Origin of the sequence: Vibrio sp. YQ_11, assembly GCF_043103065.1 — a bacterium.
Taxonomy (GTDB): domain Bacteria; phylum Pseudomonadota; class Gammaproteobacteria; order Enterobacterales; family Vibrionaceae; genus Vibrio; species Vibrio parahaemolyticus.
In genome coordinates this window covers 18,273-37,629 of sequence record NZ_JBICJM010000011.1, presented here as the reverse complement: position 1 = coordinate 37,629, position 19,357 = coordinate 18,273, and the positions used below count along the sequence as shown (strand labels likewise).

At 46.3% G+C, this 19,357-nt stretch carries 14 protein-coding genes; 8 read left to right on the top strand and 6 right to left on the bottom strand.

Annotated features, from left to right (window positions below; all coding sequences use genetic code 11):
- Positions 1–87 precede the first annotated feature (87 nt).
- Positions 88–1,500 carry a pyruvate kinase PykF gene (gene pykF, locus ACF8EG_RS08440; protein ID WP_005453794.1) on the bottom strand — a complete coding sequence of 471 codons (1,413 nt, stop codon included), beginning with the start codon at positions 1,498–1,500 and terminating at the stop codon, positions 88–90.
- Positions 1,501–1,931: 431 nt separating this feature from the next.
- Here pykF and ACF8EG_RS08435 point away from each other — a divergent pair, with 431 nt between their 5' ends.
- From ACF8EG_RS08435 to ACF8EG_RS08415, 5 genes are all read left to right on the top strand, one after another.
- Positions 1,932–2,693: a DeoR/GlpR family DNA-binding transcription regulator gene (locus ACF8EG_RS08435; protein ID WP_005453786.1), complete on the top strand. Its 762-nt coding sequence runs from the start codon at positions 1,932–1,934 to the stop codon at positions 2,691–2,693.
- A gap of 114 nt (positions 2,694–2,807) precedes the next feature.
- The gene (gene glmS, locus ACF8EG_RS08430; RefSeq protein WP_025631416.1) at positions 2,808–4,640 is read left to right on the top strand and encodes a glutamine--fructose-6-phosphate transaminase (isomerizing); all 1,833 of its coding nucleotides are present in this window, start codon (positions 2,808–2,810) and stop codon (positions 4,638–4,640) included.
- A 204-nt stretch (positions 4,641–4,844) separates the two neighbouring features.
- The gene (locus tag ACF8EG_RS08425; protein WP_069506293.1) at positions 4,845–5,222 is read left to right on the top strand and encodes a DUF3316 domain-containing protein; all 378 of its coding nucleotides are present in this window, start codon (positions 4,845–4,847) and stop codon (positions 5,220–5,222) included.
- Positions 5,223–5,324: 102 nt separating this feature from the next.
- A complete protein-coding gene (locus tag ACF8EG_RS08420) occupies positions 5,325–6,017 on the top strand; it encodes a heavy metal response regulator transcription factor (RefSeq protein WP_005480575.1) in 693 nt (230 codons plus the stop codon).
- On the top strand, positions 6,010–7,395 hold the full coding sequence (locus ACF8EG_RS08415) for a heavy metal sensor histidine kinase (RefSeq protein ID WP_392419381.1): 1,386 nt from the start codon (positions 6,010–6,012) through the stop codon (positions 7,393–7,395). Before ACF8EG_RS08420 ends, ACF8EG_RS08415 begins: the two co-directional genes overlap by 8 nt.
- A gap of 54 nt (positions 7,396–7,449) precedes the next feature.
- On the opposite strand, the gene ACF8EG_RS08410 is transcribed toward ACF8EG_RS08415, so the two are convergent.
- Positions 7,450–8,532 carry a glycerol dehydrogenase gene (locus ACF8EG_RS08410; RefSeq protein WP_020904271.1) on the bottom strand — a complete coding sequence of 361 codons (1,083 nt, stop codon included), beginning with the start codon at positions 8,530–8,532 and terminating at the stop codon, positions 7,450–7,452.
- Positions 8,533–8,885: 353 nt separating this feature from the next.
- Here ACF8EG_RS08410 and dhaK point away from each other — a divergent pair, with 353 nt between their 5' ends.
- Genes dhaK through ptsP form a run of 3 tightly spaced genes read left to right on the top strand, consistent with a single transcriptional unit; the run spans position 8,886 to position 12,996 of the window.
- A complete protein-coding gene (gene dhaK / locus ACF8EG_RS08405) occupies positions 8,886–9,944 on the top strand; it encodes a dihydroxyacetone kinase subunit DhaK (RefSeq protein WP_020904270.1) in 1,059 nt (352 codons plus the stop codon).
- A gap of 15 nt (positions 9,945–9,959) precedes the next feature.
- A complete protein-coding gene (dhaL, locus tag ACF8EG_RS08400) occupies positions 9,960–10,595 on the top strand; it encodes a dihydroxyacetone kinase subunit DhaL (protein WP_005379705.1) in 636 nt (211 codons plus the stop codon).
- Between the two features lies 1 nt (position 10,596).
- Complete coding sequence (gene ptsP / locus ACF8EG_RS08395) at positions 10,597–12,996, top strand: phosphoenolpyruvate--protein phosphotransferase (protein WP_392419378.1); 2,400 nt, start codon at positions 10,597–10,599, stop codon at positions 12,994–12,996.
- A gap of 78 nt (positions 12,997–13,074) precedes the next feature.
- Here the strand turns inward: ptsP and dhaR are convergent, their stop codons facing one another.
- The 4 genes from dhaR to ACF8EG_RS08375 form a co-directional block, all read right to left on the bottom strand.
- Positions 13,075–15,000, bottom strand: coding sequence for a dihydroxyacetone kinase operon transcriptional regulator DhaR (gene dhaR / locus ACF8EG_RS08390; RefSeq protein WP_392419376.1), 1,926 nt, complete (start codon positions 14,998–15,000; stop codon positions 13,075–13,077).
- Positions 15,001–15,148: 148 nt separating this feature from the next.
- Positions 15,149–15,679: an MltR family transcriptional regulator gene (locus ACF8EG_RS08385; protein ID WP_023624883.1), complete on the bottom strand. Its 531-nt coding sequence runs from the start codon at positions 15,677–15,679 to the stop codon at positions 15,149–15,151.
- 57 nt (positions 15,680–15,736) lie between these two features.
- Positions 15,737–16,885, bottom strand: coding sequence for a mannitol-1-phosphate 5-dehydrogenase (locus ACF8EG_RS08380; protein ID WP_392419374.1), 1,149 nt, complete (start codon positions 16,883–16,885; stop codon positions 15,737–15,739).
- A 113-nt stretch (positions 16,886–16,998) separates the two neighbouring features.
- Positions 16,999–18,951, bottom strand: a complete 1,953-nt coding sequence (locus ACF8EG_RS08375) for a PTS mannitol transporter subunit IICBA (RefSeq protein ID WP_005487444.1) — start codon at positions 18,949–18,951, stop codon at positions 16,999–17,001.
- Between the last annotated feature and the right edge of the window lie 406 nt (positions 18,952–19,357).

Sequence of the window (19,357 nt, the reverse complement as noted above, 5' to 3'; positions counted from 1 at the left end):
TAGCGTATTATTAGAGCAAGAAAGCCATATAAAAAAAGAGGGCATAAGCCCTCTTTCTCAATAAACTGAAGTGTTAAAAATTCAGTCTTATAGTACGTGTACAGAAGCTGTGTTCGTAGTACCTGAAGCGACTAGAGCACCAGAAACCATTACTACGATATCGCCTTTGTTACCTAGACCAGATTCTAGAGCAAGTTCTTTACCTGCTACGTAGAATGCGTCAGTGCTTTCGATAGCATCAACAACAACTGGAGTAACACCCTTAGTTAGAACTAGTTGTGCTGCAGTTTTCTTGTTAGTTGTTAGAGCTAGGATGTTTGCAGTTGGGAAGTACTTACGTACTGAACGTGCAGACTTACCGCCTTCAGTTGCAACAACGATCAGTGGAGCTGCAAGTTTTTCAGCTGTGTCTACTGCGCCTTTACATACTGCTTCAGTGATGCGTAGGCGTGGGCTGTCTAGACGAGAACCTAGTTCAGCTTTAAGTACAGAGTCAGTACGTTTAGCGATTTGAGCCATGATAGTTACCGCTTCAACAGGGTATTTACCTTTTGCTGTTTCGCCAGAAAGCATTACTGCGTCTGTGCCGTCCATTACTGCGTTTGCAACGTCGCCTGCTTCCGCACGAGTAGGACGTGGGTTGTTGATCATAGAATCAAGCATTTGAGTTGCAGTGATAACCATCTTACGTGCACGGTTACACTTCTCGATCATCATTTTCTGAGCGAAGATTACTTCTTCAGCTGGGATTTCAACACCTAGGTCGCCACGAGCAACCATGATGCCATCAGAAAGTTCTAGGATCTCATCGAAGTTATCAACACCTTCTTGGTTTTCGATCTTAGAGATGATGTGGATGTTCTCGCCGCCGTTTGCAGCAAGTACTTCACGGATTTCTTGAACGTCAGAAGCTTTACGGATGAAAGATGCAGCTACGAAATCAACGCCTTGCTCACAACCGAATTTAAGGTCGTTCTTATCTTTTTCAGATAGAGCTGGTAGGTTTACAGAAACGCCTGGAAGGTTAACACCTTTGTTTTCGCCTAGAGCACCGTTGTTAAGAACTTTACATTTAACTTCAGTGTCAGTTGTTGCGATAACTTCCATCTCGATTAGACCGTCGTCTACTAGGATAGTGTTACCAACGTTTAGGTCAGCTGCGAAGCCAGCGTAAGTTACTGCAACTTTGTCTTTGTTACCTACAACTGAAGTGTCAGTTGTGAAAGTGAATTCTTGACCAGCTACTAGATCAACGTCGTTACCGCCTTCTAGTTTGATAGTGCGGATTTCTGGACCTTTAGTATCTAGAAGGATTGCTAGTTGTTTGCCAGTAGCTTCCATTACTTTGCGGAAGTTCGCGATACGAGTGCCGTGTTCTTCGTAGTCACCGTGAGAGAAGTTAAGACGCATTACGTTCATGCCTGCGTTTACTAGTTCAGTTAGCTTCTCTACAGATTCAGTTTTAGGGCCAATCGTACAAACGATTTTGGTCTTTTTCATGGAAGATACTCTCCGGTAAGTATAGTTACAATTTGAAAGTCGGTTATTTACTCTGAAGTTAGGCGCTTTTGATGACATTTAGTGCCTGCCACCCACCGATTTTCCGCCGTATTATTGAACTTCAGATTCTGAAAGTCTTTCACCAAGTTTAGTCATTTTATGACTAAAAGATCGGCGATTTTGGTTACCTTTTTGTGACTAATCCCACTTTATATGCAGAAAGTTGCAAAAAAATAGCCGTCAGTTCTGTAATTTTTTTTCTTTTCGGTGGCGAATTCTACCACCGAATGAATCCAATATCACTGTTTAAGAATTGTCTTAGGACAAGGTTTTATCGAGAAATATTAATTTTTTGGATCGAAATAAATGGACTTGAAAGTTTCGGTTTGACTATAATAAGTTTCACATCGAAACTTAAATTCAAAACGTAAATGTCGAAACGAAACACTCAACTGAGAAGACACGCGATTTCAAACATGGTAAATGAGCTAGGAGAAGTCAGTGTTGATGAACTGGCTCAAAAGTTCGAAACCTCAGAAGTCACGATTAGAAAGGACTTAGCTTCTCTAGAAAAAAATGGACAACTTTTACGCCGATACGGTGGTGCGATTGCCATCCCTACGGAAGTTATTCATGAAGAACTAAGCTCTAATGTTTCGACTCGAAAGTTAAGTTTGGCGAAAGCTGCGGCATCATTGATTCGCGACCATAATCGAATCGTGATAGACAGCGGTAGCACGACCGCTGCGCTGATTCAGCAACTGAACGACAAACGTGGCTTGGTGGTCATGACCAACTCATTGCACGTCGCCAATGCCCTTAACGAACTAGAGAGTGAACCCACTCTGCTAATGACAGGCGGAACTTGGGATACGCACTCTGAATCTTTTCAAGGCAAAGTAGCCGAATCTGTATTACGAGCTTACGACTTTGACCAGCTGTTTATTGGTGCGGATGGCATCGATTTGGAGCGCGGAACCACAACATTTAATGAGTTGGTTGGCTTAAGTAAGGTGATGGCAGAAGTCTCTCGTGAAGTCATCGTTATGATCGAGTCCGAAAAAATCGGTCGTAAGATCCCTAACTTAGAGCTCGCTTGGCATCAAATTGATGTGCTGGTCACCGATGCGGATATCCAACCAGAGCACAAAGTACAGATTGAACAACATGGCGTGAAAGTCATTTGCGCCTAATCTAACAATGTAACCAGTTTCATATTTCGCTTCCCTCTGAATACAGGCCTTTGCTTGCTGCCTCTATCTGAAACATGGCTAGGGAAGAACAAAACTACAAACGGAGATAAACACATGTGTGGAATCGTAGGTGCAGTAGCACAACGAGATGTTGCAGAAATTTTAGTTGAAGGCTTACGCCGCTTGGAATACCGCGGTTACGACTCTGCGGGCGTGGCAATTGTTGACGCTGAAGCGAACCTAACGCGCATTCGTCGCCTAGGTAAAGTACAAGAGTTGGCGGACGCGGTTGATGAAGCAAAAGTGGTTGGCGGTACTGGTATTGCTCACACTCGCTGGGCGACGCACGGTGAACCTTCTGAAATCAACGCTCACCCACACATGTCTGGCGATATCACGGTGGTTCACAACGGTATTATTGAAAACCACGAAGAGCTGCGCGAGCTGCTTCAATCTCGTGGTTACGTATTCGAATCGCAAACGGATACAGAAGTTATCGCACACATGGTTGAGTGGGAACTGCGTACAGCTGAATCTCTACTAGAAGCGGTACAAAAAACAGCGAAACAACTTGAAGGCGCATACGGCACAGTGGCGATGGACCGTAAAGACCCATCTCGCATCGTTGTAGCACGTTCTGGCAGCCCAATCGTGATCGGTTTTGGTGTCGGTGAGAACTTCCTTGCTTCTGACCAACTTGCACTTCTTAACGTAACACGTCGCTTCATGTACCTAGAAGAAGGTGACGTAGCAGAAATTACTCGCCGTGACGTAACGGTTTTCGATGTGACTGGTGAACGTGTTGAGCGTGAAATTACCGAATCAAATGCAGAGCATGATGCAGGTGATAAAGGCCAATACCGTCACTTCATGCAAAAAGAAATCTACGAGCAACCTAAAGCGTTGATCAACACAATGGAAGGCCGCATCACGGCAGACTCTGTTGTAACTGATGCGATCGGTGTGCATGCGGCAGACATTCTAAGCAAAGTAGAACACGTACAAATCGTCGCGTGTGGTACGTCTTACAACGCAGGTATGACAGCGCGTTACTGGTTTGAAGACATTGCTGGCGTGAGCTGTGACGTCGAAATCGCGTCTGAGTTCCGTTACCGTAAGTTTGTGACTCGTCCAAACAGCCTTCTTATTACGTTGTCTCAGTCTGGTGAAACAGCAGATACGTTAGCAGCCCTTCGTCTTGCGAAAGAAAAAGGTTACATGGCGGCGATGACCATCTGTAACGTAGCGGGTTCTTCTTTGGTTCGTGAATCAGATTTTGCATTCATGACTCGCGCTGGCGTCGAAATCGGCGTGGCTTCAACCAAAGCATTCACGACTCAGCTTTCTGCACTACTTATGCTGGTAACAGCACTGGGTAAAGAGCAAGGTCGCATCAGCAAAGAGAAAGAAAAAGAGATTGTCGAAGCGCTACACGCACTTCCTAAGCAAATCAACGCGGCACTTTCTTTCGAGAAAGAAATTGAAGTACTAGCAACGGATTTTGCAGACAAGCACCACACATTGTTCCTAGGTCGTGGTGAGTTCTACCCAATCGCGATGGAAGCGTCTCTAAAACTGAAAGAGATCTCTTACATCCACGCAGAAGCGTACGCGGCGGGTGAACTGAAACACGGTCCTCTTGCGCTGATTGATGCTGACATGCCTGTTGTGGTGGTTGCACCAAGCAACGACCTACTTGAGAAGCTAAAATCAAACGTTGAAGAAGTGCGTGCACGTGGCGGCCTTCTATACGTATTCGCAGATGCAGACGCAGGCTTCGAAGGCGATGAAACAATGAAGATCATCACGATGCCTCACGTTAGTGAAATCACGGCGGCGATCTACTACACCATCCCAATGCAGTTGCTGTCTTACTACGTAGCACTGATCAAAGGTACGGACGTAGACCAACCACGTAACCTAGCGAAAGCGGTAACGGTTGAGTAATAACGCTTAACAGCAAAAATTCCAAGCGGCACATGCGAGAGCATGTGCCGCTTTTTTTGTCTTGTGCTAAGCGTGATGGAGCGCTCAAGCGCCTTCGCCAATAAGTTGCTTTCATGACAAAAATGTCATGTTGTTGAAAGGGTGGTGTCAGAGGCGGTGTTCAATAATGACCTCATTGAAAACAAGCACTCAAAGGTTAACAACATGAACGCAATCAAAACTGCTCTTTTTGTAACGGTAATGGCAATGACTAGCGCATCTGCATTCGCTCAACCACTTTTCACTGGTGGCAACTACGTGAGCCGCGAAGAGATGAAAACCATCTCAGTTACGCCGATGGCAACGTCAGATGAGGCTTATCAACAGGCACTGTCTGAACTCAATTCACTTAAAACCATGACGGCTCGTGAATTGAATAAAGAGCTCAATATCCTGACGTTTAATGTGAAGTCTCGCAGTACGCATTTAAAAGATGGAGGCTTCGTGACCGTGCAAGAACGCATGAATGAAGATGGTCAGTTGGAATATTTGGGCAAAGTGAATGTCAAAGTGCATTATGCCGAACGCGATAACAATCGATAATGGTTTGCCAATGGGGAAGAGTATGGTGTGGTTCACATCATGCTCTTTTTCGATCTTTATACTGGGTTCTCATCCTCCCGCTAACACACTAGGTAAGTAAAGTTGAAAATATTGATCGTCGAAGATGAGCACAAAGCCGGAGAATATCTGCAAAAAGGTTTGATTGAATCTGGGTATGTGGTGGATTTAGTGCATGATGGGGTCGATGGGCTTTATCACGCTACCAGTGAAGAATATGACTTAATCCTCCTCGACATTATGTTGCCTAAACTCGATGGTTGGCAGGTGCTTAACACATTGCGCAGTAGTGGGATTCACACCCCAGTGATCATGCTGACAGCGAAGGAGCAAGTGGAAGATCGCGTGCGCGGTTTTGAGCTGGGTGCCAATGACTATGTGGTAAAACCTTACGCGTTTGCGGAGCTACTGGCGCGTGTTCAAAACGTATTTCGTCATCATATTGCCGCGCAAGTGGTCGCATCGCCGCAAACATTACGTGTGGCAGATTTAGAACTTGATATGATCAAACGCGTTGCCACGCGCGCGGGGCAGTCGATGTCGCTTACCGCCAAAGAATATGCCCTGCTTGAGTTGTTGATGCGCAAAACTGGCCAAGTACTTTCACGTACCACCATTGCGTCGTTAGTGTGGGATATGAACTTTGACAGCGATACCAATGTGATTGATGTGGCGGTCAAACGTCTGCGTAGCAAAGTGGACAAACCGTTCGATAGACCACTGATTCACACTGTCAGAGGGATGGGCTACAAACTCGAAGAGAGTCGTGATGCCTAAGTTCTCGCTGCCTTTTTCCATGAAAAACAAGCTCGTGCTGATGTTTGTTAGTATGACGTTTGTGACCTATTTTTCTTTGGCTTTCATCCTACAGTACGCCATTGAGCGCCACTTTTATTCGCAAGATTTCAGCTATATTTCCAGTAAGTTCAATGCCATTGAGAACGAGTTAAAACGCTCGCCAGAGGATGTGTTCAAGCAAGCGAATAACAGCACGCTCTACATGTGGGTGTTTGAAGGCAAGCAGAACGTCTATCAGAATTCGAGCCTGACGATTCCTCAGAACCGAGCCTACAGCATTAGCTCTCCTCAGGTCTTAAATCACGAGCGTGCCATCGAATGGAGTGAGGACTCGCTGAATATTCGTGCGTTTGCGTTTCAAGCTGGGGAGTATCAGGTGGTGCTCGGCATGAGTATCAACCACCATATTTTGTTTTTGGATAAACTCGACTGGATTTTGTTTTGGGCGCTCGGTTTGGCGTTTGTGATTTCTTCAGCGTTGAGCGGTTGGATGGTAAAACGTGGGTTGAAGCCGATTGTGGGATTGAATCAGCACATTCAACAGATATCACCAGAGCAAATGGGCATTCGTCTTGACCCCGATTCGTTGCCAATAGAACTGCGCGAGTTAGCCAACAAACACAACGCGATGCTCGATAGGTTGCAAACTGGTTTTCGCCGCTTGAGCGAGTTTTCTTCTGATATAGCACATGAGTTAAAAACGCCACTCACCAACGTTACTACGCAAAATCAGGTCATTTTAGGTGCGTGTCGAACGTCTGAAGAGTATCAGGATGCGATTGCCTCAACGTTGGAAGAACTCAACCGCATCACGAAAACCATCAACGATTTGCTCTACATTGCCAAGGCTGAAAACAAGCTTATTCATCGCCATGACGAAGTGTTTGCGGTGCAGGAGGAAATCGCACGTTTGGTCGCGTATTTTGAAATATTGGCCGAAGATACCGAGGTGCGAATCGTGAGCTCAGGCGACGGTCAGCTCCATATGGACAAAAACATGTTTGAACGTGCGGTGGGCAATTTGCTCTCCAACGCGATTCGTCATGCGTATGCTGATTCAACCATTGTGATTGACGTTCAAGCGGTTGATGAACAGGTGACGATATCGGTCAGCAACCAAGGTGACGCCATTGCCGAGCAAAACTTACCGTACCTTTTCGACCGTTTTTATCGCGCAGATAAATCTCGCCAACATGTAGGTAGCGTAGGTGCAGGGCTAGGTTTGTCGATTACCCAATCTATCGTGCAAGCGTATGAAGGACAGATAAAAGTAACATCAGATAAAGACAAGACGCGGTTTGTTATGATGTTGCCATCGGCAGGTGTCAATGGAAGTGATAAGTCAGTTGAAGCATAAAAGGCAAACCTTGGCTTGCCTTTTGAGACTCAAACTCGTTTGAAGTTGTTTGGGTTATTGGCCCAGTTGATGAGCGGTTAGAATAGCAGAGTAGACATTTTCTGCCGTCACTGGGAATGGCATATTGTGGATGGTTTCTCCCTCGGCCGTTGAAGCTTCGGCGACCTCGCGCAACTTAGCGTGATTAAGCTCTTTAACGCCCATATCAAATAAGTTGGTTGGTAGACCTACAGAGCGGCAGAAGGCGAGAACCGTATTAATCTCTTCCATCGCTGCGTTTTCTAGCACCAATTGAACAAGTGTGCCGAACGCGACTTTCTCACCATGATAGAGATGATGACACTCTTCAAGCTTAGTTAGGCCGTTATGAATAGCGTGAGCACCTGCCAGGCCACTGCTTTCAAAACCGATACCGCTTAGGTATGTATTGGCTTCAATAATATTTTCTACCGCTTTGGTGCTCACACCATTTTCTACCGCAGCTTTTGCTTTTAAACCATCTTCAAGCAAGGTTTCATAGCAAAGTTTCGCAAGAGCTTGCGCTGAACGTGTCGCTAAACCACCAGCCATTGTTGCCTTACCAGAGGTCATGTTGGCTCTGGCTTCAAAGTAGGTGGAAAGCGCGTCACCCATCCCCGATACCAGTAGGCGAACAGGGGCTTTGGCGATGACTGATGTATCCATGATGACCATGTCTGGGTTTTTAGGGATCATCAAGTATTCCGCAAATTCACCTTCTGGTGTGTATATCACCGCAAGAGCAGAGGTTGGCGCATCAGTCGAGGCAATCGTAGGAACCACCACGACAGGAATTTTGGTGTAAAACGCAACGGCCTTTGCTGTATCTAACGTTTTACCGCCACCAATACCGACAATGACATCATGTTTTTGAGTCGTACAAATGTCCGTGATGCGTTCAATCTCAACGCGCGAACATTCGCCACCAAAAATGTTCATAGTGAGTGGAAGCTTTTCGTCAGCAAAGCTTTGTTTGACGTCATCACCAACCAGGTTAGTCACGAACTCATCAGCAATTACTAACGGACGTTCACCCAATGTTTTCACATAGTGAGCGATAGATGTAAGTACTTGTTCACCTTGGACGTATTTGCTTGGGCTGATAATAATTTTGTCCATAATTCAAACCTTTAACCTTTTTTATGTGTGTTTTGGACTGCAATGAAAATCCATTGTAGCGATAAGGTTTATATTAGGTTTGGTGTGGTAAGTGGTGAAGGATATCTCTGATTTTGTTCCATGCTTTTATGACCTCTGTGTCAAACCGACTGTCAGAAGTAATAAGCATCAGCATGCTTTATGGCGACGATCACTATTCAGGAAAATTTGTCGTTTTTCGTTTCATATTGAAACAAAAATATCGAAGTAGTTGTTTCAATATGAAACGGATTGATTTTTGTTGAGTACGCTTTTTCTCTGTTTAAGATGAATTCATACCCTACATAAAAATATAAATGGAATGAGATAGAACGATGAAAAAGTTAATTAACCAAGTCGATGATGTTGTATTGCAGCAAATGGAAGGCCTGGCATTGTCCCGCCCTGAGCTAAAAGCTAACTACGAACCTCGTTACATGTGGCATGAGGAAACGCCGGGGCAAGTGGCATTGGTTTCTGGTGGTGGCTGTGGTCATGAACCTTTGCACGCAGGTTTTATTGGTAAAGGCATGCTGACAGGCGCCTGCCCTGGAGAGGTATTTACTTCACCTACGCCAGATCAAATGTACGAATGTGGTAACCAAGTGAATACTGGTGAGGGCGTGCTATTCATCATTAAAAACTACACCGGTGACGTGTTGAACTTTGAAACGGCCGTGGAGTTGCTTCATACCGATGGCATCAAAGTTGGGGCGGTGTTGGTGGATGACGATGTTGCGGTCAAAGACAGCCTGTACACCGCTGGTCGTCGTGGTGTTGCTGGAACGGTATTAGTTGAGAAGTTAGTTGGTGCTGCCGCGAACAAAGGTTATTCGCTGGAGCAATGTGAAGCACTGGCTCGTCGCGTTAATAATCACTGTCGTTCATTTGGCGTGGCGCTTAATGCTTGTGTTGTGCCAGCTGCGGGTAAACCATCTTTTGTTCTGGAAGATGATGAAGTGGAGTTTGGTGTTGGTATCCATGGTGAACCAGGTATCAAGCGAGTGAAATACACCGACGCCGATACGTTAGTGGATGAGATGTTTGCTGAAGTTGCTGAAAACACGCCTTATCAGCGCACATTGCGTATTTGGAATCGTGACGAAGGTGAATGGGATGAAGTGGAATCCAGCATTGAGCCTTTCGCCGCTGAACACGACTACATTGTGATGGTGAATGGTATGGGCGGAACGCCAATTTCTGAGCTTTACGGGGTGTACCGCCGTCTTGCCCATAACTGCGAGCAAGCGGGGTTCCGTATCGTGCGTAATATGGTTGGTAACTTCTGTACGTCACTCGATATGGAAGGCGTTTCAATTACGTTGCTGAAAGCAGATAAAGAGATGTTGGAGCTGTTTGATGCTCCTGTCGATACGGCTGCGATCAAGTGGTAACAGGGGGGAGCAAACATGCAAATTGAAAAACAACATATCGTTCACTGGTTAGAGTTATGTGCAAAAACGTATCAAGAGAATCAAGATTTTCTGACCGACCTTGATCGTGATATTGGTGACGCAGACCATGGTCTCAATATGAACCGAGGCTTTAAAAAAGTTGCTGAAAAACTGCCGCAATTTGCGGACCAAAATATCGGCAGCATTCTCAAGAATACGGGCATGACCTTGCTTTCTAGTGTCGGTGGGGCAAGTGGCCCGCTGTATGGCACGCTGTTTATTCGCACGGCTGCCGCTGTCGGAACTCGAGAGCAATTAACGTTTGAAGAGTTAGTGGATGCACTAAAAAGCGGTGTGGATGGCGTGGTGTCTCGTGGTAAAGCAGAACTGGGTGATAAAACCATGTGTGATGTTTGGTTACCCGTTTTAGTTAGCGTGAAGGCGTCGTTAGAAAATGGCATGAGCGCTGACCATCTATTGAATGAAATGGTTGAGCTAGCAGAAACAAATGCGGTTGCCACGATTGAAATGTTGGCGAAAAAAGGGCGAGCAAGCTATCTGGGGGAACGTAGTATTGGCCACCAAGATCCCGGTGCAACCTCTTCTTTGTTAATGATTAAAGCACTACAGCAGGCAATAGCAGGTAATTAAGATGGTGGGAATTGTTGTTGTATCTCATAGTCGTCGCCTTGCTGAAGGGGTGGCCGAACTTGCCACCCAAATGACGCAAGGCAAAGCCAAGCTTGCGATTGCGGCGGGGATTGATGACCCAGAGAACCCGATCGGAACCGATGCCATTGCCGTGATGGAAGCGATTGAGCAGGTACATGATCAACAAGGGGTTGTTGTGTTGATGGATCTTGGCAGTGCGTTGCTTAGCACGGAAATGGCTCTGGATCTGATTGATGATCATGTGAGGGAAAATGTCACCCTTATCTCGGCTCCTATTGTTGAAGGAACCATGGCGGCGTCGGTGGCTGCTGCCGCCGGATTACCTTTATCGACAGTAGTCGAAGAGGCACAGAATGCGTTAAGTGTAAAACAAGAGCATCTTGGTGATCAGCCACTAACATCCGCTGAGATAGCGCCAGTATCAGACAGCTTTGAGCAAGAACGGACATTTGATTGGGTAGTGCAAAATCCGCATGGATTACATGCTCGTCCCGCTGCGGCCATTGTTGGTGCACTCGCGCCTTTTGACTGCCAATTATGGTTGAAAAAAGGCGAGCGCCGTGTGAACGCGAAAAGCTTAAACAGCATTGCGAAACTTGGCGTTCGTAGCCAAGAGACGATCACGCTGTGCGCACTCGGACCTCAATCCAGTGAAGCAATTCAGGCATTTGAAGCCTTAGCTCATGAGCACTTCGGAGAAAAAGAGGCGGTTGAGCAAGGCATTACCGAATCTGAAGAGTGCACGGATACTTTGCTCGATGACATGGCTTCAAGTCAGATTGAAGGTGCTGTTGTTGGTATTCGAGTCAATGACGGTATCGCTACTGCTCCTGCTGTCCTTTTTACTCATGAAATGCCAGCTGTGCCTGAACGTGATTTCCAAAGTGAACAAGATGAAATTGAACGGGTTAAGCGTGCGATAGGCGTGGTTGTTCAACATTTGCAGGAGCAAGCGAAGCTGCCGAAAGGGGAAATATTTTCCGCTCATAGCATGATGCTCAGTGACCCAGAATTATGGGCATCGGTCGAGTCGCGAATTCAAACGGGCATGATAGCCGAGCAAGCTTGGGTAGAATCACTGCAAACGTTGGCCGACGAGTTTCGCCAGGCTGAAAGCCAGTACATGCGGGAACGCGAAGCAGATGTGCATGATATCGCACGCCAAGTTATGGTCGAAATGACAGGCTTAACGCCTAATGCCATCGACATTCAGGAACCGAGTGTTTTGTTGGCCCGCGACCTGATGCCTTCTGATGTGGCCGGGCTTGATAAATCGAAAGTGCTTGGTATCTGTTTGAGTGAAGGAGGGAAAACCTCTCACAGTGCGATTCTTGCTCGTGCGATGGGGATTCCTGCCATCGTTAAAGCTCAGGGCTGCCTTGATGCTGTGCGTGCTGGTCAAGTGGTGACTATTGATGGCTTCCGAGGGCATTTATGGTTCTCTCCTTCAGGTTCCGTACAGCAGGAATTAGAAGCGCAACAAATAGAGTGGCAAAGCACCCGACAAAGTGCACTAGCGAGTGCTCAGCAAGCCGCAGTCACCTGTGATGGTGTCCATATTCCAGTATTCGCCAATATTGGTGGACCGAAAGATATTGATGATGCACTAACATCAGGAGCAGAGGGCGTTGGTCTATTCCGGACTGAGTTTCTATTTCAAAACAGTGATGAGTTGCCGACTGAGGAAGCGCAATACCAAGTGTATCGTGATATTGCCGCCGCACTTGGCGATAAGCCACTTACGATTCGTAGTCTAGATGTTGGCGGTGATAAGCCTTTAGTTGCTTACCCTATGCCAGCGGAAGATAATCCATTTTTAGGTCTGAGAGGGGTGCGGTTGTGCCTTCAACATGAGTCATTGTTTACCGCCCAACTTCGAGCCATTCTGAGAGCCTTTCACGAGCAACCGAATATTCAATTGATGATACCGATGGTGGCTCAGGTTGAAGAAGTGAGAAAAGTAAAAGCGCTGTTGGCGCATCAAGCAAACCAACTCGGCTTGGATGCGACTCATTTGCCTGTCGGTATTATGATTGAGGTACCCGCCGCGGTGTTGAATGCTGATGCGTTAGCACAAGAAGTCGACTTTTTCTCTATTGGCACCAATGATTTGACTCAATATGTTATGGCCGCCGATCGAGGCAACGCTGCCGTTGCTGAATTGGTGAACTACTTTGAACCATCGGTACTAAAAGCCATTGAACTCACTTGTGCAGCAGGCGATCGCGCGGGCATACCGGTCAGTATGTGCGGTGAGATGGCTGGTGATCCAAATGCCACAGAAACATTGCTTCGTGTGGGGTTACGAAAATTCAGCGCCAGTTCGAGTCTGCTACCGGGACTAAAAGCGCAGATTCGTCAGTTGTCTGTTGATGTTTAATCGATACCTTTATCGTTAGTACATGTATACCGGCGAGCTTACGCCGGTTTTACTTTTGTAGGAACGCCACTTCTTGGCTTAATACAGCTTCATTTGCTCCTGCAGCCCAAACTTATTAATTTTTCTCCATAAGGTCGTGCGGCCAATTTGCAATGCTTTCGCCATATCATGCATTTTGCCATCACACTGATTCCAAGCCTGAACGATAGCTCTTCTCTCGGCTTCTTCTAACGTGATTACTGGCGTATTTTCTGCGGTATGGCGAGAATTCAGTTTAATGTCTTCAGGAATATCGTTCAGCTTGATTAAGTTGGAACTGCGGTTAAGCAAAATTCGCTCAGTTCGATTTCTTAATTCAGAGTTGTTGCCTGACCAACGAAAATTCATCAACGCTTCCAGTGCGACTGGCTCTATCGAGATCGTCACATTGTGGCGGCGTTCATAATGGCTGATAAGTTGCTGGACGAGAAATTCAATGTCTTCTTTGCGCTTTCTTAGTGGCGGAATATACAGCTCGTTCGAGGATATTTCGTAATAAAGTTGCCGGCCGAATGAGCGCTGAGTGACATACTCGCTGATCTCTGAAGCGGTGCTCGTAATAAGTTGAAAGTCTACGGGGATCAATCGCAAACTGTCGCTGCGGCTGACGAGCCCAGTTTTTAACAACTTAAGTAACACGGCTTGTAAATCGGGTGACAGATATTCCACCTTTTCCAAAAAGAGCGTGCCGCCATGGGCGAGTTCAAACTTAGAGGGCATGCCTTGTCCCTCGTCGTATCCCAGGGTTTCTTTGATCAGTTGCTCTGTATTGATGGAGCGGCAGTTGAGCGTAATGAACGGCCCTTCTTTGTAGGTGCTTTCGTTATGAATCGCCATGGCGAGAGTAGCTTTTCCTACGCCTTCTTCACCTGTAATTAGAATCGGTGATTTGGACTTTATGGCCCGTTTTGCCACGGTAATGACATGCTTCATTTTTCGTGAGATGACGGGCAAAGTACTGAACGTATAGCGCGCATTGCCACCTATTTGTTGTTGAGCAAGTTCACGAATTTTATCGATGGGATGCAAAAATAATAAGTGCGTGCCGTCGTTGAGTGGACGCAAGGTGATGATTGCCTCAACAAACTCACCACGAACTTCTACCGTTGTGAGCTTGCGGTTGATGCTTGCACCCGACTCAAGACTATTGAGGACATTTGGCGGGAAACGTAAAACAGAAAAGACTTCTTTATCCAAAACCTGACTGGCTTCAATGTTTAACAAGCGCTCTGATTGATGATTTACCATCGTGATACGGCTTTCTTCATCCCAGGCCAGAAGGCCATCATCCATGCATTCTAACGTTGCGTTGTGCGCACAAGTGAGGCGGTTAATGTTTTCTTGTTCCGACTGAATATGGATTTGCAAACTGACTTCTTTCGCACTCGACGCGATGATGACCAAGTTTTCTTTCTTATAGCTCTCTGCTTTTTTGAGAAGGCATGTTGTGCCGCGTAACTTGCCAAACTGGTCGAAAACAGGCGCAGCTACAGAGGCATAAGGATGTAAGTGGCGATTGAAATGTTCTGCTGCGAACACTTCACACGGGATATGAGTACTAATACAGAGATTGACCGCATTTGTGCCAATTTTCCCTTCAGACAGAAAGCAGCCTTGTTTAATGCCGAGCACTTGCATCTCTTGTTGCATTGAGTGATGTCCCACAACGGAAAGAACGCAGCCGTTGCCGTCAGTTACCATCAATAGCAGGTCTTCGTCTCCTAGCATGTCGTAAGTGTCTTCAAGTACGGTAGTGGCGCATTCGATGAGGTGCTCGTTGCGTTTCATCAGAGATGAGAAGGTAAAGCCAGAGGCAATATGTGGTTTTGACCAGGTATAAGGGCTGCATTGCTTTATGCAACGCTCCCACGACTCAAGTACGGGAGTGCGGGAAAATTCTGGAGATACCCAATGGTGTTTCTGGAAAAACTCCCATTTGGTTTTAGTGTCTTCGATTGAAAGCATGCCATACCGTTTCAATGCCAGCGATAGATTGGTCCGATATTACAGAGACATACGAATATGGACTGTGATGGCTTTCACGCACGTTATACAGAAAGGATACGCAAAGAAAAGAGGCTAGTTGAGAAGGCATTCCTTGCCAGAGGTTGGGTTAAAAAGGGCTGTCCTTGCCCAGTTCATTGCAAATTTCGACAATCGCGAGTGACAGGCCGGACTTAATGATTTGTTGTTGGCGCTGAAGCTGGAGTTGGTAAAACTCAAGATCGATGTCGTCATCGGGTTCGTTGACTTCCAATTGCACCATGCCCATTTTCTTCACCAGATGCAGTTTTTTGATCGGTTCTAGGATATTCGGGTCAGTGAACTCGTAGTCCGATGCATCGCTGTTCAGTTGGTTTTTCAGCTTAATGATGTCTTCGATATCGTGGTAGATGTCGTCGGGCAATACACCTAGACCAAACAATAACTTCAAACGAACCGATAAGTCGCCAAGCGGTCCTGAATCTTGCAGTAATGGGCCGACGACCGATTGCACAGCAAAGTTATCTTTACGGAAGATTCTTTGGATGAGTCCGTCGATGGATTCGTTAAATACGTCGACGGTCGCAATAAAGAAGCCACGTACCGATGGTGCGCTGTTGAGTCGTTCAATGATCTCGCTTTCGTTGATGTTATCTGCCATATACTGATCAGTTGTTTCATTATTATATTAAGGGGAGCAGAGCTCCCCCTGAGTCAATCAAAGCTGGTTGTAAAGTGTCTCGATTTGAGCCACTTCATCACTGTCTTCAGCCAGACCTGTGTATTTCGCTAGCGTTTTTGTCACGCCAACCTCTTTTAATGAGGTCTGTAGCTCAACCGCTTGCGGATCGGTGTCGTTGGTGTATTTCAACGCCGCCGCGATCCCTTTCAAAAGTGTTTGATTTTCAGTGCCATACTCGATTGTACCGAGTAATGGCTTCACTAATCTATCATTTGCACCCAATTTACGAATTGGTTGTCGTCCAACGCGATCCACTTCATCCACTAAATATGGGTTAGCGAAGCGACCTAAAATCTTTTCGATGTAGGCATTGTGCATGTCACGGTCGAAGCCGTAACGACGAATCAATACTTCGCCACTTTCCTGCATTGCTTGTTTTACTTCGGCATGAATATTTGGGTCTTCAATCGCTTCGCGAATGGTGCGATGGCCTTTCAAACAGCCTAAATAAGCGGTAATACAGTGACCTGTGTTTAGGGTGAACAGCTTACGTTCGACAAAGGCCATTAGGTTGTTGGTTTTTTCCATGCCAGCAATGTTTGGGATGTCGCCCTTGAACTGTTGCTCATCGACAATCCATTCGCTGAAGCTTTCAACCGTCACTTCCAATGGGTCATCGTTGGCGGCTTCTGCTGGTGGCACGATGCGATCGACAGCGGAATCAACAAAGCCAACCAACTCGTCTGCTTTTGCATGCAATGATTTATCTAAGTGTTTGTATACTCCACCTTTTAGGTGCGTAGTGCCACGCACCATATTTTCACAGGCGATGATGTTAAGTGGCGCGTCATTGCCAGCTTCAAAACGTTTGGCGATACCTTTCGCGATGGTTTTCGCGATGATGTCTAATACGTTTGGACCGACTGCTGTGGTGACTAAATCGGTTTTGACGATGCGATCAATCACGTCTTCACTGGCTGAGTTTACCGCTGTGACATGGGTAACGGTGTCGATTTGACACTCAGTACCGACCACTTTTACTTTGTATTCTTGTTTGTGGCTGAGCTGGTCTACTAGCGGTACATCAACGTCAGCGAAAGTGACCTCGACTTCTGCGTCTGCTAAGAGTTTACCGATGAAACCACGACCGATGTTACCTGCACCAAAATGAACTGCGTTTTTCATAATTCTTACCTACCAATATCTGAAAATGTTGACTTACGAAACTAGGGTGAGGCCAACCGCATAGGGGGTGACAGCTGACCTCGGTTTGCTCAGGAGCAAATTAAAAGGAGTGATTAAGCCGCTTGCTGGCCGCCAAGGATGTTCAGAATCTCTTCTACATCGTTGGTGCTAGTTAGCTTCTCAATTGCCTCCGGCTCATCGAGCGCGTTTGTAATGGTGGTGATCACCTGGATGTGCTCATCGTTCTTAGCGGCAATGCCGATAACCAGTTTCGCGACATCGTCGTCATCTTCAGTAAATTGGATACCCGATGGGTATTGGCAGATTACAATGCCAGTTTTCTTCACGCGGTCTTTCGCTTCTACGGTGCCATGAGGAACCGCGATAGACTCGCCAAGGTAAGTTGGAACCAACGCTTCACGTTCAAACATCGCGTCTACGTATTCTGGTTCTGCGTAGCCAAGTTCAACCAATTTGTTGCCTGCAAATCGGATGGCTTCTTCTTTGTTGGCTGCTTTCAAACCTAGATGAATGTTTTCACGCTGGATTTGGAAAACCGATGGCTGTTGTGGCTCAAAGCTGTCGTCGTTGGCAGCAAGTACCGATACTTTGACCATTTGATCGTCATTCGCAGCCGACTGTTTTTGTGCTGCCAGTAACTTGGTGACTAGCTGGTTGTACATTTCGCTGTCTAGGAAGTTAGTCAATGAAATGTGGTGTGCGTTTGGAGCATGCTTACGTGCACGATCCGTCAAGTCTTTATGAGTAATCACGATATCTGCACTCTCTGGTAAGCTGTTGATAGCAAGGTTGGTTACGTGGACGTTCAGACCTGCGTCCTGAACTTTCTTACGTAGCATGCTCGCACCCATGGCGCTTGAGCCCATGCCCGCATCACAAGCGACAATGATGCTTTGTACTGTCGCTAGGTCTACGTCACCTTTGCTTTCGTTGTTTACCACTGCGCCGTTTTTCGATGCAGATTTCATGTCTTTCATTTGCGATGTGGCTTTTTCTAGTGCCGCTTCATCGCCATCTTCTTCTGTCGAGGTTTGCGTTTTCATCAGCAGAGAGGCAACCGCGAATGACACGCCTGTTGCTGCCGCGATAGAGGCAAGAACGCCAACAATTGAGCCTTTCTGAGTCATCAACAAGATTGCAAAGATTGAACCTGGTGATGCTGGAGAAACGATGCCCGCGTTAAACATGGTTAGAACGAACACGCCAGTCATACCACCTGCAATAGCCGCAAGGATCAGACGTGGGTTCATTAGAATATACGGGAAGTAAATCTCGTGAATGCCACCGAAGAAATGGATGATGGATGCACCGCCAGCCGTTTGGCGAGCCGTACCTTTGCCAAACACCATGTAAGCCAGCAGGATACCCAAGCCCGGACCAGGGTTCGCTTCGATCAAGAAGAAGATCGATTGACCAGTCTCAGACGCTTGCTGAATACCCAGTGGAGAGAAGATGCCGTGGTTGATCGCGTTATTTAGGAACAGGATCTTCGCTGGCTCAACAAAAATAGAAGTCAGTGGCAGAAGGTGCGCTGAAACAAGGAAGTTTACGCCAGCTGCCAATGCGCCTGAAAGCACTTTGACAAATGGGCCGATAAGGAAGAAAGCCAGAATGGCGCACAGCATACCGATGATGCCAGCAGAGAAGTTGTTCACCAACATCTCGAAGCCGCTTTTTACTTTACCATCGATGTAGTTATCGAATTTTTTGATTGCCCAGCCACCCATTGGGCCAACCATCATTGCGCCCATAAACATTGGGATGTCGGTACCGACGATCACGCCCATGGTTGTGATTGCACCAACGACCGCACCGCGATCGCCGCCCACTAACTTACCACCGGTGTAACCAATAAGGAGTGGCAGCAAGTAAGTGATCATAGGACCAACCATGGAAGCTAACGTCTCATTTGGTAGCCATCCGGTTGGGATAAATAGAGCAGTGATAAAGCCCCACGCGATAAACGCGCCGATGTTAGGCATTACCATGTTTGACAGAAAACGACCAAAATTTTGTATCTTGATCTTGGCATCTGGTGATATCATAACAATTCCCCGTTCGATGTTCTGATGAATATGTTGTCGTAAACGGTTCGCCAAAACCGCTTGTTTGATTGCTTAGTACCCAATCAATTTACCACACATTTTCCAATTGGAACTGACGACGGGTTTTTCGTGATCAACCCCCGCATTTCTTCGGATGAAAAGCATTTTTTAAGTGATGATGATCAATTAATTGATATGTAACTTAATAACAAAAAATGACTTTCAAATCTGTCAATAAAAATATTAGTGATCAATTCGATCTTCTGACAAATATAAAATCAAAATTCATTGTGATTGAGATCACCTTTAATTTCTTTTTTAATTCAAATTAAATGCCTGAAACGATCAATGTCACATTTTGTTTGGCGTTCGGTTTGATTTGAAATGTGATCTATAACCATTTTGA

Excerpts from the sequence above, each read along its gene's own strand:
- pykF (WP_005453794.1), bottom strand. The coding sequence starts at position 1,500 with ATGAAAAAGACCAAAATCGTTTGTACGATTGGCCCTAAAACTGAATCT.
- ACF8EG_RS08435 (WP_005453786.1), top strand. The coding sequence starts at position 1,932 with ATGTCGAAACGAAACACTCAACTGAGAAGACACGCGATTTCAAACATG.
- glmS (WP_025631416.1), top strand. The coding sequence starts at position 2,808 with ATGTGTGGAATCGTAGGTGCAGTAGCACAACGAGATGTTGCAGAAATT.
- ACF8EG_RS08425 (WP_069506293.1), top strand. The coding sequence starts at position 4,845 with ATGAACGCAATCAAAACTGCTCTTTTTGTAACGGTAATGGCAATGACT.
- ACF8EG_RS08415 (WP_392419381.1), top strand. The coding sequence starts at position 6,010 with ATGCCTAAGTTCTCGCTGCCTTTTTCCATGAAAAACAAGCTCGTGCTG.
- ACF8EG_RS08410 (WP_020904271.1), bottom strand. The coding sequence starts at position 8,532 with ATGGACAAAATTATTATCAGCCCAAGCAAATACGTCCAAGGTGAACAA.
- dhaK (WP_020904270.1), top strand. The coding sequence starts at position 8,886 with ATGAAAAAGTTAATTAACCAAGTCGATGATGTTGTATTGCAGCAAATG.
- dhaL (WP_005379705.1), top strand. The coding sequence starts at position 9,960 with ATGCAAATTGAAAAACAACATATCGTTCACTGGTTAGAGTTATGTGCA.
- ptsP (WP_392419378.1), top strand. The coding sequence starts at position 10,597 with ATGGTGGGAATTGTTGTTGTATCTCATAGTCGTCGCCTTGCTGAAGGG.
- dhaR (WP_392419376.1), bottom strand. The coding sequence starts at position 15,000 with ATGCTTTCAATCGAAGACACTAAAACCAAATGGGAGTTTTTCCAGAAA.
- ACF8EG_RS08385 (WP_023624883.1), bottom strand. The coding sequence starts at position 15,679 with ATGGCAGATAACATCAACGAAAGCGAGATCATTGAACGACTCAACAGC.
- ACF8EG_RS08380 (WP_392419374.1), bottom strand. The coding sequence starts at position 16,885 with ATGAAAAACGCAGTTCATTTTGGTGCAGGTAACATCGGTCGTGGTTTC.
- ACF8EG_RS08375 (WP_005487444.1), bottom strand. The coding sequence starts at position 18,951 with ATGATATCACCAGATGCCAAGATCAAGATACAAAATTTTGGTCGTTTT.